At 36.1% G+C, this 15,271-nt stretch carries 15 protein-coding genes and 1 pseudogene; 11 read left to right on the forward strand and 5 right to left on the reverse strand.

Translation table 11 applies throughout. From position 1 onward, the window contains the following. Window positions 1-19: 19 nt before the first annotated feature. Window positions 20-205: a hypothetical protein gene (locus J7E67_RS24025; protein WP_088086078.1), complete on the reverse strand. Its 186-nt coding sequence runs from the start codon at window positions 203-205 to the stop codon at window positions 20-22. Between the two features lie 586 nt (window positions 206-791). On the opposite strand from J7E67_RS24025, the gene spxA reads away from it, so the two are divergent. From spxA to pepF, 6 genes and pseudogenes are all read left to right on the forward strand, one after another. Further along, window positions 792-1,187, forward strand: a complete 396-nt coding sequence (gene spxA, locus J7E67_RS24030) for a transcriptional regulator SpxA (protein WP_026566143.1) — start codon at window positions 792-794, stop codon at window positions 1,185-1,187. A 306-nt stretch (window positions 1,188-1,493) separates the two neighbouring features. Continuing rightward, window positions 1,494-2,078 (forward strand): annotated as a pseudogene (mecA, locus tag J7E67_RS24035) (adaptor protein MecA); the annotation flags it as partial. A gap of 74 nt (window positions 2,079-2,152) precedes the next feature. Then, window positions 2,153-3,664, forward strand: coding sequence for a cardiolipin synthase (gene cls, locus J7E67_RS24040; RefSeq protein ID WP_214713359.1), 1,512 nt, complete (start codon window positions 2,153-2,155; stop codon window positions 3,662-3,664). 105 nt (window positions 3,665-3,769) lie between these two features. Further along, on the forward strand, window positions 3,770-4,414 hold the full coding sequence (locus tag J7E67_RS24045) for a competence protein CoiA (RefSeq protein WP_214713175.1): 645 nt from the start codon (window positions 3,770-3,772) through the stop codon (window positions 4,412-4,414). A 26-nt stretch (window positions 4,415-4,440) separates the two neighbouring features. Then, on the forward strand, window positions 4,441-4,965 hold the full coding sequence (locus J7E67_RS24050; protein ID WP_214713174.1) for a hypothetical protein: 525 nt from the start codon (window positions 4,441-4,443) through the stop codon (window positions 4,963-4,965). Window positions 4,966-5,110: 145 nt separating this feature from the next. Continuing rightward, window positions 5,111-6,934, forward strand: a complete 1,824-nt coding sequence (gene pepF, locus J7E67_RS24055; protein ID WP_214713173.1) for an oligoendopeptidase F — start codon at window positions 5,111-5,113, stop codon at window positions 6,932-6,934. Between the two features lie 530 nt (window positions 6,935-7,464). Here pepF and J7E67_RS24060 read toward each other — a convergent pair. From J7E67_RS24060 to J7E67_RS24070, 3 genes are all read right to left on the reverse strand, one after another. Continuing rightward, window positions 7,465-8,343, reverse strand: coding sequence for a ClpXP adapter SpxH family protein (locus J7E67_RS24060; protein ID WP_374223939.1), 879 nt, complete (start codon window positions 8,341-8,343; stop codon window positions 7,465-7,467). Then, window positions 8,327-8,734 carry a globin domain-containing protein gene (locus J7E67_RS24065; protein WP_214713172.1) on the reverse strand — a complete coding sequence of 136 codons (408 nt, stop codon included), beginning with the start codon at window positions 8,732-8,734 and terminating at the stop codon, window positions 8,327-8,329. Before J7E67_RS24065 ends, J7E67_RS24060 begins: the two co-directional genes overlap by 17 nt. 206 nt (window positions 8,735-8,940) lie before the next feature. Next, window positions 8,941-9,531, reverse strand: coding sequence for a CYTH domain-containing protein (locus J7E67_RS24070; RefSeq protein WP_214713171.1), 591 nt, complete (start codon window positions 9,529-9,531; stop codon window positions 8,941-8,943). A 120-nt stretch (window positions 9,532-9,651) separates the two neighbouring features. Here J7E67_RS24070 and J7E67_RS24075 point away from each other — a divergent pair, with 120 nt between their 5' ends. Genes J7E67_RS24075 through J7E67_RS24090 form a run of 4 tightly spaced genes read left to right on the forward strand, consistent with a single transcriptional unit; the run spans window position 9,652 to window position 12,447 of the window. Continuing rightward, window positions 9,652-10,017, forward strand: a complete 366-nt coding sequence (locus J7E67_RS24075) for a UPF0738 family protein (RefSeq protein ID WP_214713170.1) — start codon at window positions 9,652-9,654, stop codon at window positions 10,015-10,017. 19 nt (window positions 10,018-10,036) lie between these two features. Next, a complete protein-coding gene (yjbM, locus tag J7E67_RS24080; RefSeq protein WP_098932878.1) occupies window positions 10,037-10,675 on the forward strand; it encodes a GTP diphosphokinase in 639 nt (212 codons plus the stop codon). Between the two features lie 53 nt (window positions 10,676-10,728). Continuing rightward, window positions 10,729-11,523 (forward strand): NAD kinase, encoded by a 795-nt coding sequence (locus tag J7E67_RS24085; protein WP_168242509.1) that lies wholly within the window; start codon window positions 10,729-10,731, stop codon window positions 11,521-11,523. A gap of 18 nt (window positions 11,524-11,541) precedes the next feature. Next, window positions 11,542-12,447, forward strand: coding sequence for an RluA family pseudouridine synthase (locus J7E67_RS24090; RefSeq protein WP_214713169.1), 906 nt, complete (start codon window positions 11,542-11,544; stop codon window positions 12,445-12,447). 49 nt (window positions 12,448-12,496) lie between these two features. On the opposite strand, the gene prpE is transcribed toward J7E67_RS24090, so the two are convergent. Continuing rightward, on the reverse strand, window positions 12,497-13,237 hold the full coding sequence (gene prpE, locus J7E67_RS24095; protein WP_214713168.1) for a bis(5'-nucleosyl)-tetraphosphatase PrpE: 741 nt from the start codon (window positions 13,235-13,237) through the stop codon (window positions 12,497-12,499). A gap of 94 nt (window positions 13,238-13,331) precedes the next feature. Between prpE and J7E67_RS24100 the strand changes: the two genes are divergently transcribed. After that, window positions 13,332-15,191, forward strand: a complete 1,860-nt coding sequence (locus J7E67_RS24100) for a monovalent cation:proton antiporter family protein (RefSeq protein ID WP_214713167.1) — start codon at window positions 13,332-13,334, stop codon at window positions 15,189-15,191. Window positions 15,192-15,271: the final 80 nt, after the last annotated feature.

Here is a 15,271-nt window from a genome sequence, read left to right on the forward strand (position 1 = left end):
AGATCGTTTTTTTGTTTTATTATTTCTTATTGCCTCCGACAGTTTTCCATCCAGTCTGGTATTTAGCACTTTCATCAACAAATTCACTTCGATTTTTACCACCAAACACTTTTTCACCAAAACTGTTTGTAATAACACCCATTAGGGCAGTAATTCCTACAATTAGTAAAGCAACAATAGTTAAATCCAATATGTATGCACCCATAGTATTAACCCCCATCATTATTAGCTGTTTTGAATATTCGTAGCGCGATATTAATATCCCTCCTTTATTGTAAAAGAACTTACCGTTTATTTAAAGAGGAAAATAAATAACTTTCGATTTGATTTTCAAAATTAATGAATGCGTTTTCATTACAGATTTTTAATTGAGAATAGAATATTGGTTTATCGTTTTTTACCGTAGAGAAATAAATTGTTAAAGTGATGAAAGCAATTTATTTCTTGATGACCTCACTTATTTACACTGTATAGACGAACATTATAGGAAAATGAATAATGATTATTGAAAAATTTCAAGATGAAATAATAAAAAAATATGAAACTTTTAGGAGAATTATTCGTCTAATATAGTGAAACAAATAATTTTTGAATTGTTTACGCCTAACAATATTTTTTGAAAAAAAGATACCTTTTTAAGAAACAGTGGTGTATAATCAATGATATAAATTACTTATTTATAATGATTATTGAAAGATGATTTAACTTGATTATAACAAATTGGTTTAATAATTCAATATACAGGATATATCAATAAATAGACGCAAATAAAAGAGGAGTGTGAAGATCGAATGGTTACACTATACACTTCACCAAGTTGTACATCATGTAGGAAAGCCAAATCATGGTTAGAAGAGCATGAAATACCATACACAGAGAGAAATATTTTCTCCGAACCATTAACCATGGAAGAGATAAAAGAAATACTTCGAATGACTGAAGATGGTACGGATGAAATTATTTCAACAAGATCAAAGACATTTCAAAAATTAGACGTTAACTTAGATGCAATGCCGCTTCAGGATTTATTTGGATTAATAAAAGAGAATCCTGGTCTCTTGCGCAGGCCGATTATAATCGATGAAAAACGTTTACAAGTTGGATATAATGAGGATGAAATCAGACGATTCCTCCCAAGAAGAGTCAGAACGTTTCAGCTGCGCGAAGCACAGCGTATGGTTAATTAAATAAATAGGCCTTCTTTTGGAGGTCTTTTTTTGTATATAAAGAATAATATCGTTTGTGGTTTCTATTCCACTTTGCTACAATATAATGAAAATCTTAACAAAGTTAATTAGGCATTAACACGGTTTTTTAGATTTCAGCCTTTTTTATTTCCCTTATTAGTACTTTTATCATAAAATAAAAGTACACGAGTATTTACTTTTTTACACCCTATGAAAATTTTTTTTGAATTAAGTAAATGCTAAGGCAGTATCTGCTTGGGGGTATTTAGTCCCTTCAATCTGGAAAACGGAAGGGAGAGGTTGTTAATGGAGATTGAACGCATTAATGAAAATACAGTGAAATTTTACATTTCATATGGTGATATAGAGGAAAGAGGCTTTGACCGTGAAGAGATTTGGTACAATCGGGAACGTAGTGAAGAACTCTTTTGGGAAATGATGGATGAAGTCCATGATGAGGAAGAATTTGTAATTGAAGGTCCTCTTTGGATTCAAGTCCAAGCACTTGATAAAGGCTTAGAGGTTCTGGTTACCAAAGCACAGCTGTCAAAAGATGGAGAAAAGTTTGAACTCCCCATTCCTAATGAAAAAATAAAAGATTTTCCTGCTGATGATAAGATTGAAGATCTTTTGGATCATCATTATAATCGCAATCATTCAGATGAGGAAGATATAATTCTTGAGGAAGAAACGTTAGAATTCCTCATTGGCTTTAAAGACTTTGAGGATGTTATTAGCTTATCTAATCGTTCAGGATTGGATGATTTAGTGACAATGCTGTATCATTTTGAAGGAAAATACTATTTATATATTGAATTTCCTGAAGACTTATTTGAAGAAGATGAAATTGACGATATATTGAGTATTTTGCTTGAGTACGGTTTTGAAACACAACNNATTTCAATATTGAAATCGGTATTTTTAACATTAACTGTTTCCTGAAAAAACTCAGGTAGGTGAGGGCACTGAAAAACACAGTAAGGGTTATTATATTTTTGGCGGTATTATCCGTACTATTGTTTTTCTTTAAGGATCAATTAGCAAGTGGGATCTTTGGATTCCTAAGTGTTTTGGTTACACTGTCAGTTATTTTTATTGGCTTTGTTATTTTCCTTGAGAACCGCCACCCAACTCAAACTATCACTTGGTTAGTAGTTCTAGGTAGCTTTCCTTTGGTTGGTTTTATTTTTTACCTCCTTTTTGGCCGAAATTATCGGAAAGAGAAGATGTTTAGGAAGAAATATTTCTTAGATAAACAAGCGTTTTTGACAGTTGAAGGTGAGGATGATCCAAGAAGTGATGAAAAGCTTAGATTAATGGGGGAGCACCAAGGTAAATTATTTAATTTGGCTCAAAAACTGGGAAATAGTCCAATTTCCTTTGATACCTCCACAAAAATCTTAACAAATGGTGAAGAAACATTTCAGCATATCTTAGAACAACTAAAAAAAGCTAGGCATCATATCCATCTTGAATATTATATTGTTCGTCACGATCATATTGGTCAAGAAATTAAAAATATTCTTATTGAAAAGGCCCATCAAGGTGTAAAGATTCGTTTCTTATATGACGCAGTGGGTTCTTGGCAGTTGTCCAAGTCTTATATTAACGACCTAAGAAATGCCGGGATCGAAATGGTGATTTTCGGGCCTGTAAAACTGCCTTTTTTAAATAATAAATTTAATTTCCGTAATCATCGTAAAATGATCATAATAGATGGGACGATCGGATTTGTTGGCGGGCTCAATATTGGAGATGAATATTTAGGAAGAGATAAGAACATTGGTTTTTGGCGTGACACGCATTTAATGCTTCGTGGGGAAGCTGTTCGAACACTTCAGCTAATTTTTTTACAAGACTGGTATTACATGACTAATCACAGTTTCCTAACAGCCGAATACTTGTCACCCCAAAATGATAATGAAAGTCACGGTGGTGTTCAACTCATTGCTGGAGGACCTGATAACGAATGGAGTGTTATCAAAAATATCTTTTTCTCAATGATTGCAAGTGCGGAAAAATCAGTTTGGATTGCTTCACCGTACTTTATTCCAGATGAAGATATCTTTTCAGCAATAAAAGTTGCAGCACTAAGTGGTATAGACGTACGGCTCCTTGTACCCAATAAACCTGATAAACGGATCGTCTTTCATGCATCAAGATCTTATTTCCCAGAGCTTTTAGAAGCAGGAGTTAAGGTATATGAATACCAACGGGGCTTTATGCACAGTAAGATTGTTATCGTTGATCATGAACTAGCCTCGATTGGAACATCCAATATGGATATGAGAAGCTTCCATTTAAATTTTGAGGTAAATGCATTCTTATTCCGGACTAAAAGTACCCAGAAGCTAGTTGATGAATATATAAATGACCTTGAATATTCTAAACAGCTGGATAAAACAATTTTTCATGAAAGACATCTGGGTTTAAGAGTACTTGAATCAACAGCTCGGTTACTATCGCCCTTACTCTAAGAAGCCTTGATAAAAAACTCGTCGAATTGGCGAGTTTTTTTTGCTATTAAAAGGAATTAATGATAATAATAGCGAATTATGATAGATGAAGGAGGCGAGAAATAATTGTTAACAGCACAAACAAAAATTGGTGAAAAAATCTGTCTAGGGCTTGATTACAAAAAAGAGACTCTTATGGCCCTTCGTAACAAAGAAGAATTTTTTTGCCCTATTTGTGGGGAAAGTGTTTTGCTTAAGTTAGGAGATCAGCGGATTTTTCATTTTGCCCATAAGCAGGGGGGAGCTTGCCGTGATTTTTATGAAAACGAATCGAATTACCACATGGAGGGAAAGCGTCAACTATTTCAGTGGCTGATAAGACAAAAGATTCCTTCCGTTTTAGAGTACTTTGATAGGGAAATTCAACAGCGACCAGATATCATGTTCAATCATAATGGAAAGAAATACGCGTTAGAGTATCAATGCTCAACCATTCCAGAGAGCATTTTTATTAAGCGGACGAATTCATATCTTCAGAATGGGTACATTCCACTATGGATTCTTTCTAGCAACAAAATACTCATTAAAAAGAGAAATATCGTTGTATTGTCAAACTTTCAGTACTTATTTTTACGGACCACTTCTTCTGGAAAGTTCTATATACCATCATATTGCCCCGAAAAACAGCAATTTCATTTGGTTGAATCAATCACTCCTTATTCCACAAAAAATGCCTTCGCCAATCATTCCTTTTATCCTATAAAAAAATAGACATAAGTGATTTATTGGAACCCAAGATGGGCAATCAGTTTAATCTATCAAGTTGGAATAGTGAAAATGAAAAATTTAATCTGAATTGGGCTCTTCATCCAGGGAATCAGCATAAATCATTTTTCCATGAAATATATAACAGAAACCTTAATCTTTTCTTATTGCCGCCAGAAATTGGTCTTCCCGTCCATCACTCACTACTTCTCCAAACACCACCAATCATTTGGCAAACGTATTTTTTTATAGATATAATCGCCGCCAAAAGCCCCGATGATTTAATATCCCTTCATGAAATTAACTGCCATTTAAAAAAGAGAATTAGGAAAAAAGAAATCGTTGTAAGAAATTTATCACAGCTTGAAAAGACTAATCCGTTATTAGCCATTATCGATTACCTTTTACTGTTAGAGCAATTGGGTATTATATCAAGAAAAGGAGATACTAGTTACCAATTGAAACGGAAGATATCGATTCCAAAGTCCAATCGAGAAAGAGAGGAAGCGAAGTTGATATTTTTTCAAAAATTTCAGCGAATCCTATTAAATAAATAAATGAAAATATTTATAAAGGCATACTATATAAAAGTGTAAATAGTTTCCTAGCTGACAATTGTGAAAAGGAGTTTGAAAAGATAAGGAGAATATAATGTAATGATCATTTCTTTTAGTAGGGCAAATAAAGAATGGAGGATGAAGGATGGCAAATGAAACTGCAGTAAAATCGCTGCCAGCACGAAGTGAAATCCCTGAACAAGATACATGGAAATTAGAAGATATTTTTTCGAGTGACCAGGAATGGGAAAAAGAGTTTCAAGAGGTAAAAGTTCAAATCCCGGGGATTAAGGAATTCGAAGGAAAATTAGGGGAAAGTGCAGAGACACTGTATCAAGCTTTTCAGTTCCAAGACAAGCTGTTAGAACGAATTGGAAAGCTTTATACATATTCACATATGCGCTATGACCAAGACACGACGAACTCTTTTTACCAGGGCTTGGATGACAGAATGAAAAATCTGTATTCACAAGCAGCCAGCCAGTTGGCTTATATTGTTCCAGAAGTTCTCTCTCTAGACGAGAGCAAAGTAACTAGCTTCTTAAATGAGAAACCAGAACTAAAATTATATGAGCATGCTCTAGCTGAAATTAACTTGCAAAGACCACATGTCCTAACAGCGGAGCAGGAAGCATTGCTAGCTGAAGCGAGTGAAGTGATGGATGCTTCTAGCAATACGTTTGGAATGTTAAACAATGCCGACCTTCAATTTCCATCTATCAAAGATGAAAATGGCGAAGAAGTAGAAATTACTCATGGCCGTTATATTCGCTTTTTAGAAAGCTCAGATCCAAGGGTAAGAAAAGATGCATTTAAAGCCGTATATAAAACGTATGGTGAATTTAAAAATACATTTTCAAGTACATTAAGTGGAAATGTGAAAAAGGATAATTTTAATGCACGAGTAAGAAAATATGATTCAGCTAGACATTCAGCCCTATCCGCTAACAATATACCGGAGAGCGTTTATGATAACCTTGTAAATACTGTTACCGATAATCTTCATTTGTTACATCGCTATGTGAAGCTTCGTAAAAAAGTGCTTGGGCTTGATGAGCTTCATATGTACGATTTATTTACTCCACTTGTGAAGGATGTAAAAATGGAAATCAAATACGATGAGGCTAAGGATTTAGTCATTAAAGGGTTAGCCCCATTAGGCGAGGAATATTCGAAAATATTAACAGAGGGCTTTGAAAATCGTTGGGTTGATGTGCATGAAAATAAAGGAAAGCGGAGTGGTGCCTATTCTTCAGGAGCATACGGTACACATCCGTATATTCTAATGAACTGGCAGGATAATGTAAATAATTTATTTACACTTGCCCATGAATTTGGCCATTCTGTTCACAGTTACTATACACGGAAATCACAACCATATCCTTACGGTAACTATTCTATTTTCGTTGCAGAAGTAGCTTCAACCTGTAATGAAGCACTCCTAAATGATTATTTATTAAAGACAATTGATGATGAACAAAAACGGATATACTTACTCAATCATTATTTAGAAGGCTTTAGAGGCACCGTGTTCCGTCAAACTATGTTTGCGGAATTTGAACACATCATCCATCAAAAGGCACAAAATAATGAGGCATTAACCGCGGATGCATTAACGGAAAGCTATTACGAATTAAATAAGAAATATTTCGGTGATGAGGATATTGTGATTGATGAGGAAATTGGATTAGAATGGGCAAGAATTCCTCATTTTTATTACAATTATTATGTTTACCAGTATGCAACTGGTTTTAGTGCAGCCACTGCATTAAGCAAGCAAATTTTAGAAGAGGGCGAGCCTGCAGTCAAAAGATACATTGACTTTCTAAGTTCGGGAAGTTCAGATTATCCAATCGAGGTGCTGAAAAAAGCTGGTGTAGATATGACAAGTGCAGAGCCAATCAAAAATGCTTGTAAGGTATTTGAAGAGAAACTGAATGAATTAGAACAATTGTTATCAAAAGCATAAATAAAGGGGATGGTGCCTGCTGGCATCCATCCCTTTTAAAATCCTCTAAACCGTTTTCTGTCATTAAGATAAAAAATAAAAATAAAAATGGATACAAACAATATTGGTGTACTAAGCAATAGAGGGAAGATCTTTAATAATGCGAGTATTTGGAGAAAAAAAGCAATTAAAATAAACAGTACCATAATAATGAAAGGGAATTTTCTCATCGAACATGGCCACCCTTTTAAAAAGTAGTTTTCATTCTTCGTACTATTATGTCTATTGTCCATTCCAGGAAATTATGATTTTTGACAATTATGTGAAATGAAGCACAAACTTATTGTCAGTATCTTTAACCCCATGCTATATTATATACGTGAAGTTGATCACAACAAACATATACCCCTTTGTTTGAACCGTGAAAAATTTCTCCCATCCCCTTTGTTCGTATAATAGAAAAATGCCTTGCAGTATAAAANNCGCCTGGAGCGGAAATCAACTGTCTAGTTTAATACAGCAAAAAAAATGCCGGTTAATCCCGACATTTCTTATTCCTCTATATATCTCCAAAAGGTTCCATATTTAGCGGGGATTTGTTCGACCACTTGCTTTAATAGTAGTTTCTTCATCTCCCGTTCAATTTGCGAAATAGACATATTATAAACAACGGCAATTTCCTTTGAGGCAACAAATTTAAAAAATTTCATAAACGTTTCTAATGGAGGCGGGGGAGATTGCTCTGGTTTTTCAGAGAGCATTTCCTCTAAAATTTGGACATATACCTCATATGGATAAGAACCAGTTATCTTAATTCCTTCATCCTCTACATTTTCATTGAAGAATACTAACGTAGGAATTTCTTGTACATCCATTTCAGATGTGATCTTCAAATCACATTGGAAGGCCTTCGCAGCACTTTCGGAATGGATATCATACATGAATTCCTCCACATCCAAACCTAAACTTTTAGCGCAATCTTTTAACACTTCAAGATTAGAAACATTTAGTTTTTCTAAAAACAAGCCTTCTTGTATTCTTCGTAGGAAACGAAGACCAGCACGTCTCCCTTGCAATTCAGCTGCTTTTAGAGCAATTGAAACAGTAAATGGGGAATCGACGGGATTCTCTAACCATAGGCTTCCATCACATGACATTCCTGACCTGCTAGCAGTCTTTTCCCAAACTTGAGCGAGATTCTCAAAATTCTTTTTCTTACTCAAATTTAAATCGGCTAATCGACCACTCAAAATATGCTTAATTGAAAAATAACGACCATATTCGATTTGAAGCTTCTTTAAAATGGGCTCTAATGCCCAACATTCCGGGCATAATGGGTCAATAAACATATAAATCTCAATTGGCTTTTTCTCATTTCCGCCACATTGCTGCTTGGAGCCAGAAGATCTTGAACTATTCACGATCTTCACCTAATACCTCACCATCAGGCGTGTTAATCATGTGTTGGGCAGTAAGATGAAGTCTTGAATAAAATTCGTCCCTTGTTGGACCATTTAAGCCAATTTTGTCCATTGCTTGAGTCATGCAAGATAACCATGCTTTCGCACGTTTTGGAGTAACTGGAAATGGCAAATGGCGAGCACGCATCATTGGATGGCCATGTTCTTCTGTATACAATGCAGGGCCGCCTAAATATTGAGTTAAGAATTGCTTTTGTTTACGAGCAATTTCTGTAAATTGATTTGGGAATATTGGAGCAAGATCAGGATGTTGTGCAACAAGTCCATAAAAAGTGTCCACAAGATGGTGTAATGTATCTTCACCAATGGATTCAAATGGTGAAAGCTTTCTCTCAATCATGTTGACAACTCCTCTAAAGTATTATGTAGATTTATTTTAACAATGCCTATTTCATATCTCAAATTAATTGCTTTGAAAATGTGAATTTGTCACTCTGAACACATTATTAATGTGTACCAAGTGAGCAATTCTTAATAGGAGAAAGAGGCAGTAGTATGTTGGAAATAACTCCAAATTGAAACTTCCCTTTATCAAATTTAAAGAATTTAATCACGGTTCGTTTGTTCGTATTTTTTGCTATAGAAACGGCGGATTTTATTTTCTGTTTTTCGTGTAGGAATCTTAAATTGTTTAAGGAATTCAAGAAAATTTTTTTCTCCAACCTGATAGTTTTCAACCTCATATTCTAATTCATAATCCTCTTCACTTAGATAAATACTATGGTCCAATACCAGTAAGCCTTGTTTGTAATTGAATTCTACTCGCTCCGTAATTAATGATCCAAAATATTCAATAGTTGAAAAAGAAATTTGGTAGTCTTCGATAAGACGCTGAATGATCCCTGTTGGAAGTCTCCCATGGTGAATTGCGGCAGAGGCTTCCTCTTCCCCTATTATCTGATTTGTCTCTAGCAGCCCTACAGATGCCGGCTGTTTTAAGGTCATTTCGTAAGCCCCGCCCTTTTTACGAATTCTTAGTGCAGAGTTTTTACTTTTTAAAGCAAAATCAGGTGTATCAAAGTAGTGGTTTTCTTGTGAAAATATTTGGTTTTTGTCTATCTTGAAATTATTAAGGAGGCCTTCATATTCTATTCTTGTTAGCATATTTTTAAATTCGATTTCAATATTTTGCTTCATGCCTAACTTCCTTTCAACTAAGTGTTTTCTTTATTATCTCACTTCCAACTTAAACATCAATCCTTGGGAGAAATGGATGAATTATGCTAAAATAGGTAGGTGGACAATGGAGGTAAAGAGATGAAGAAAAATATTGCAATCCTAAAGGCATACATAAAAGAAGATAAACTAATGTTAGAAACAAATGAGCCAATTCTGGAATTGGTTCCTGGGGAACAGATTCTTGTAGATTCTGCCCAATACTCTTTCATTTACTTAATGGAAGATAAAAATGATTATACATATATCGTTTTACATGAACAAATCTGGCCGCTTTTAAAAAATGCCCAGGAAAAAAAGTTACCTGTCTGGGTCACCTTTGATGATGAGCAAAAAGAACTAATAAATTTTCATGATGAATTGGATTATCTCTTAACAAATATTAAAGGTAATAGTAATTATGGAAAAGAATTGGTTACAAAAGTAGAGGGGATTTTCTTAACATAATTTGTTTTGAGGTGAAATCATGAAGCATTGGGACCAATTTTTAGCTCCATATAAACAGGCTGTTGCAGAATTAAAAGTAAAATTAAAGGGGATGAGAGGTCAATTTGAACTCGATGCTACTCATTCACCGATTGAATTTGTGACGGGAAGAGTTAAACCAATCGCAAGTATTCTTGACAAAGCGAATCAGAAAGGAATACCACTAGAAAGATTGGAAGAAGAAATGCAAGATATTGCAGGTATGCGTATTATGTGTCAGTTTGTCGATGACATTCATACAGTTGTCGATTTATTACGAAACCGGAATGATTTTGAAATCGTAGAGGATAGAGATTATATATCCCATAAAAAGACAAGCGGGTACCGGTCCTATCATGTTGTCATAAGCTACCCCGTTCAAACGATACATGGGGAAAAGAAAATCTTAGCGGAAATTCAAATACGAACTTTGGCAATGAATTTTTGGGCGACAATTGAACATACGCTAAGCTATAAGTATAAAGGTGTTTTTCCAAGTGATATTCAAATGCGTTTGCAAAGAGCAGCTGAAGCGGCATTTCGGTTAGATGAGGAAATGTCATTGATTCGTGGTGAAATTCAGGATGCTCAGGCCTTTTTTACAAGAAAGAAAGAATTAAAACAAGAAGAAAAGGATTAATTGTCATAACCGTCTTTTGAAAAGCCATTCAAGTCACAAGGAGCAAAAATACTATGAAATTTGCGATAACATCAAAAGGAGATCAAAAATCAAATATTTTAATGCACAAAATGAGGACCTATTTACTTGATTTTGATCTTGTGTACGATGAGGACCAACCAGATATAGTTGTTTCCATTGGTGGTGACGGGACACTCCTTTATGCCTTTCATCGCTATAGTAGCCGTTTGGATAAAACAGCCTTTGTAGGAATTCACACAGGCCATCTCGGCTTTTATGCAGATTGGATCCCAGATGAAATTGAAAAGCTAGTGATTGCGATTGCTAAAACACCCTATCAAGTCGTGGAATACCCATTGTTAGAAGTGATTATCCGTTACTCACATGCAGGGAAGGAATCAAGGTATCTTGCCTTAAATGAGTCAACTGTTAAAAGTGTCGAGGGGACACTCGTCATGGATGTGGAAATCCGCGGACAGCATTTCGAGCGGTTCCGTGGGGACGGCTTATGCGTTTCAACACCTTCGGGTAGTACCGCCTATAATAAGGCACTTGGCGGAGCGATTATCCATCCGTCGATTTCTGCCCTCCAAGTGGCTGAGATGGCATCGATAAATAACAAAGTCTTTAGAACAATAGGCTCGCCGCTTATTCTCCCTGCACACCATACATGTATGCTTAAACCGGTAAATCGGTCTGATTTTCAAGTGACCATCGACCATCTGACCTTGCTTCATAAGGATGTAAAATCAATCCAATTTAGGGTGCCAGAAGAAAAAATTCGCTTTGCCCGTTTCCGGCCGTTTCCTTTTTGGAAAAGAGTTCATGATTCCTTTATTTCAGATTGACGAGAAGGGGCCATTATTATGACTTCCCCGTTTCAAATGAAGTGGAAAATTAGTGAAAGCGATAGTGGAAAACTTTTAAGAGAATTTTTAAAAAAGGAAGAGATTTCTCGAACGGCCTTAACGGATATTAAGTTCAAGGGCGGCAGTATCCAAGTAAATGGAGAAGAAGTAAATGTTCGATACAGGTTGGCATTTGGGGATGAAGTAATGGTTATTTTCCCCATGGAGAGTCCTAGCGAGGGACTAAAGGGCGAAGAAATCCCGTTAACGATTCTATATGAAGATAAGTATTTGTTGGTTGTTAATAAACCCGCAGGAATGAATACGATTCCGTCTCGAGAACACCCCGTACACAGCTTGGCAAATGCTCTTGTAGGCTATTATCAGCGCAGTGGGCTGCAGGCAACAACGCACATAGTAACTCGGCTTGACAGGGATACTTCAGGGATTGTTCTAATTGCTAAGCATCGCCATGTCCATCACTTGTTCAGTTTGATGCAACGGGGTGGGCAGGTGAAAAGGACATATGAAGCTTTTGCTGGAGGCAGGATTTCACTAGATAGTGGCACGATTACAGCGCCCATTGGCCGCAAAGGCGACAGCATCATTGAGCGGGAAGTTCGTGCGGATGGTCAATATGCCTGCACTCATTATCAAGTGATCGAGAAACATATTGCATTTACCTATTTGGAGCTCACACTTGAAACCGGACGAACCCATCAAATTAGAGTCCATATGTCTTATTTAAACCATCCTTTGCTGGGTGACGATTTGTATGGGGGAGATCTATCATTAATTGCTAGGCAGGCTCTTCATTGTAAAAGAATAAAATTTATTCATCCATTTTCAGGAGAGGAAATGATTTTTACTGCAACATTACCGAGGGATATGGGTGAAATTTTAGAGGCTGACTCGCTTTTATAGGAGGCAGCCTTTTTAATTTGAGCTTGCGTGCGATCCCGCTTTTTCAATTTCAATCAAATTGCTTAAATTTTTCCTCTACATATGGCATAGTAGATTTAATAGAAACCAATTCCATTTCAGGATATCTTAAGGCGGTTAGGTTTCCTCCGAAGACTGCCCCAGTATCAATATTATAGGTATTATTGATGATTCTTGGCTCATTCACAGGAGTATGTCCGTAAACGATACATGCTTCACCGTGATACTCTTTGGCCCAATCTCTTCTTATCGGTGACCCGTCAGGGTGTTTTTTACCTGTTATATCGCCGTAAAGGACAAATTCTTTGACCTTAGCATGCGATTGTCCGATAAATTCCTGCTTAATCCCTGCATGGGCAATAATAAGCTTTTTGTTGTCTAATACTAAATATAATGGAGCCCTTTCATAAAGTTCGGTGAATTTTTTTCGAATGGATTGCTGCTCTTTTTTATATAATGATTCATATTCGGCAACTGTTGTTTCTAACCCGTGGGCAATCTGAACTTTGTTGCCAAGGAAGAAACGGTATAACTTATTACAATGATTCCCTGGTGTATAATAGCCTGTTTTTTCTTTAATGACTAACTGCCATACAATTTCGATTACGTTAAGTGAAGCAGGTCCCCGGTCTGTTAAATCGCCGAGAAATCCCAGTACTCTATTATTGGGATGTCTCGGGATACCGTTTTCCCATTTATAACCAAGTGTAATGGTAAGTTCCTTTAATTCCGTTAAACACCCATGAATATCACCGATTATATCAATTTTCATAAATTCAACTCCCTTATATCGATATTTTTTGCCTAAGAGTTAGTTTTTATAAAAAGGATTCTAATCTAAAACTTTTTTGAGAGGAGTTACACGAATGGAGCAGCAGGTTTCAGTTATTTCTTTATTAATTGTTGTTACGATGGCATTTTTAACACCGATTCTTTTACATCGGTTTAAATTGAATTATATCCCTGTGGTCGTCGCTGAAATTATTATGGGATTGGTCATCGGTAAAAGCGGTTTTGATGTGGTTCACGAAGATATGTGGCTCTCAACCCTATCGACCTTAGGGTTTATTTTTCTCATGTTTTTAAGCGGACTTGAGATTGACTTTACGGCCTTTGCTGGGAGGAAATTGCGTAAAAAGCTTCCCAATGGAAAAAAAGAGCCCAATTCATTTGTAGTCGCGGGGCTAATCTTTGCAGGTATCTTTATTTTCTCCCTGGGTTTATCCTTTTTGTTTGTGATGGCAGGTTTTATTGAGAATGCCTTTTTAATGACACTGATCATTTCGACCATATCATTGGGTGTTGTTGTGCCTACCTTGAAAGAGGCGCATCTGATGAAAACCGTCATCGGACAAATTATCTTATTGGTTGCGGTTATAGCCGATTTAGTGACGATGATATTGCTTGCTGTCTTTGTATCGCTATATGAATCAGGGCATGGAAATACGTGGCTGTTACTTATTTTATTTGCCGCAGGTATCGTTCTTTATTTTCTTGGCAAAAGATTTAAAAATCGAACCTTTATAGAAACACTTTCAACGGGGACCGTTCAAATAGGGACGAGGGCCGTGTTTACACTGATCATCGTATTAGTAGGGCTTTCTGAAACAGTGGGTGCAGAAAATATCTTAGGAGCGTTTCTAGCAGGTGTCCTTGTTTCGTTGTTATCACCGAACCAAGAGCTTGTACATAAGCTAGACTCATTCGGGTATGGATTTTTGATTCCCATCTTTTTTGTAATGGTGGGGGTAAATCTTGATATCTGGTCCCTTTTTAATGAAAAAAAACTCTTATTATTGATACCGCTGCTATTACTGGGGCTGCTTTTATCAAAACTTATCCCCGTGTATATTTTGAAAATTTGGTATGAGTTGAAAACAGTCATTGCATCGGGTTTTTTACTCACTTCAACACTTTCCCTAGTCATTGCAGCGGCGACAATAGGAGAGAGGTTAGAAATCATAACCCCGCAGATGAGTGGCACATTAATATTGGTTGCTGTAATTACGTCTATTATTACACCGATTGTTTTTAAAAAGTTATTCCCTAAAGAAGTGGTCGCTAATAAAAGGGTAAGCGTGGCATTCTTAGGTGCCAATCAGACCACATTGCCCGTCTCACGAGAATTAAAGTCAGGCTTGTATGATCCAATCTTGTATCATACACAAATGGAGAAATCAGAAAAGCAAATTGCTAATTCTCTTTTTGACATAGTTGAAATTCCTGATTATTCTCTTGAAACGTTGGAGAATACAAACGTCTTTCAATCAGAAGTTGTAGTGATTTCAACAGGTGATGAAAGAGTAAATGCTACACTTTCTGTAGCTTCGAAAGAAAAAGGAGTTTCTAGGGTCATTGCCCGAATAGAAAGTCCTGATTTAGAGGAAAGTTTACGGGATCATAATATAGAAGTGTTTTCTGCGTTTATGTCAACCAAAGTATTGCTCCGGGCCTTAATTGAATCACCAACCTTGTTAAATATATTAACAAATCAGGAGACAGGACTTTATGAAATTGTTATGCTAAATAGGCAATTTGATGGGATGTCTTTACGGAGATTTCCTTTTACAGGAGATATCATATTTGTCCGAATTTTCCGTGGCAAGGATTCCATCGTCCCACATGGAGATACAGAGCTGCAAATGAATGACCGCTTGATTGTAACTGGATCGAAGGAATATGTGGATGAACTGAAAAGAGAGTTAGAATTCTGCGAAACCAGTTAATATTTGATTGAAAAAGTGTTGTTTGATGTGTTGAACTTTTCATTTTTCGTAAATTAGTGTAAAATTAGTACCAAGTACTA

Source organism: Bacillus sp. ISL-46 (assembly GCF_018613205.1).

Bases quoted from the DNA above. Each gene is read 5' to 3' on its own strand.
- J7E67_RS24085 (WP_168242509.1), top strand. From the start codon at position 10,729: ATGAAATTTGCGATAACATCAAAAGGAGATCAAAAATCAAATATTTTA.
- J7E67_RS24090 (WP_214713169.1), top strand. From the start codon at position 11,542: ATGACTTCCCCGTTTCAAATGAAGTGGAAAATTAGTGAAAGCGATAGT.
- J7E67_RS24050 (WP_214713174.1), top strand. From the start codon at position 4,441: ATGGGCAATCAGTTTAATCTATCAAGTTGGAATAGTGAAAATGAAAAA.
- prpE (WP_214713168.1), bottom strand. From the start codon at position 13,237: ATGAAAATTGATATAATCGGTGATATTCATGGGTGTTTAACGGAATTA.
- pepF (WP_214713173.1), top strand. From the start codon at position 5,111: ATGGCAAATGAAACTGCAGTAAAATCGCTGCCAGCACGAAGTGAAATC.
- J7E67_RS24065 (WP_214713172.1), bottom strand. From the start codon at position 8,734: ATGATTGAGAGAAAGCTTTCACCATTTGAATCCATTGGTGAAGATACA.
- spxA (WP_026566143.1), top strand. From the start codon at position 792: ATGGTTACACTATACACTTCACCAAGTTGTACATCATGTAGGAAAGCC.
- J7E67_RS24070 (WP_214713171.1), bottom strand. From the start codon at position 9,531: ATGAAGCAAAATATTGAAATCGAATTTAAAAATATGCTAACAAGAATA.
- yjbM (WP_098932878.1), top strand. From the start codon at position 10,037: ATGAAGCATTGGGACCAATTTTTAGCTCCATATAAACAGGCTGTTGCA.
- J7E67_RS24075 (WP_214713170.1), top strand. From the start codon at position 9,652: ATGAAGAAAAATATTGCAATCCTAAAGGCATACATAAAAGAAGATAAA.
- J7E67_RS24100 (WP_214713167.1), top strand. From the start codon at position 13,332: ATGGAGCAGCAGGTTTCAGTTATTTCTTTATTAATTGTTGTTACGATG.
- J7E67_RS24025 (WP_088086078.1), bottom strand. From the start codon at position 205: ATGGGTGCATACATATTGGATTTAACTATTGTTGCTTTACTAATTGTA.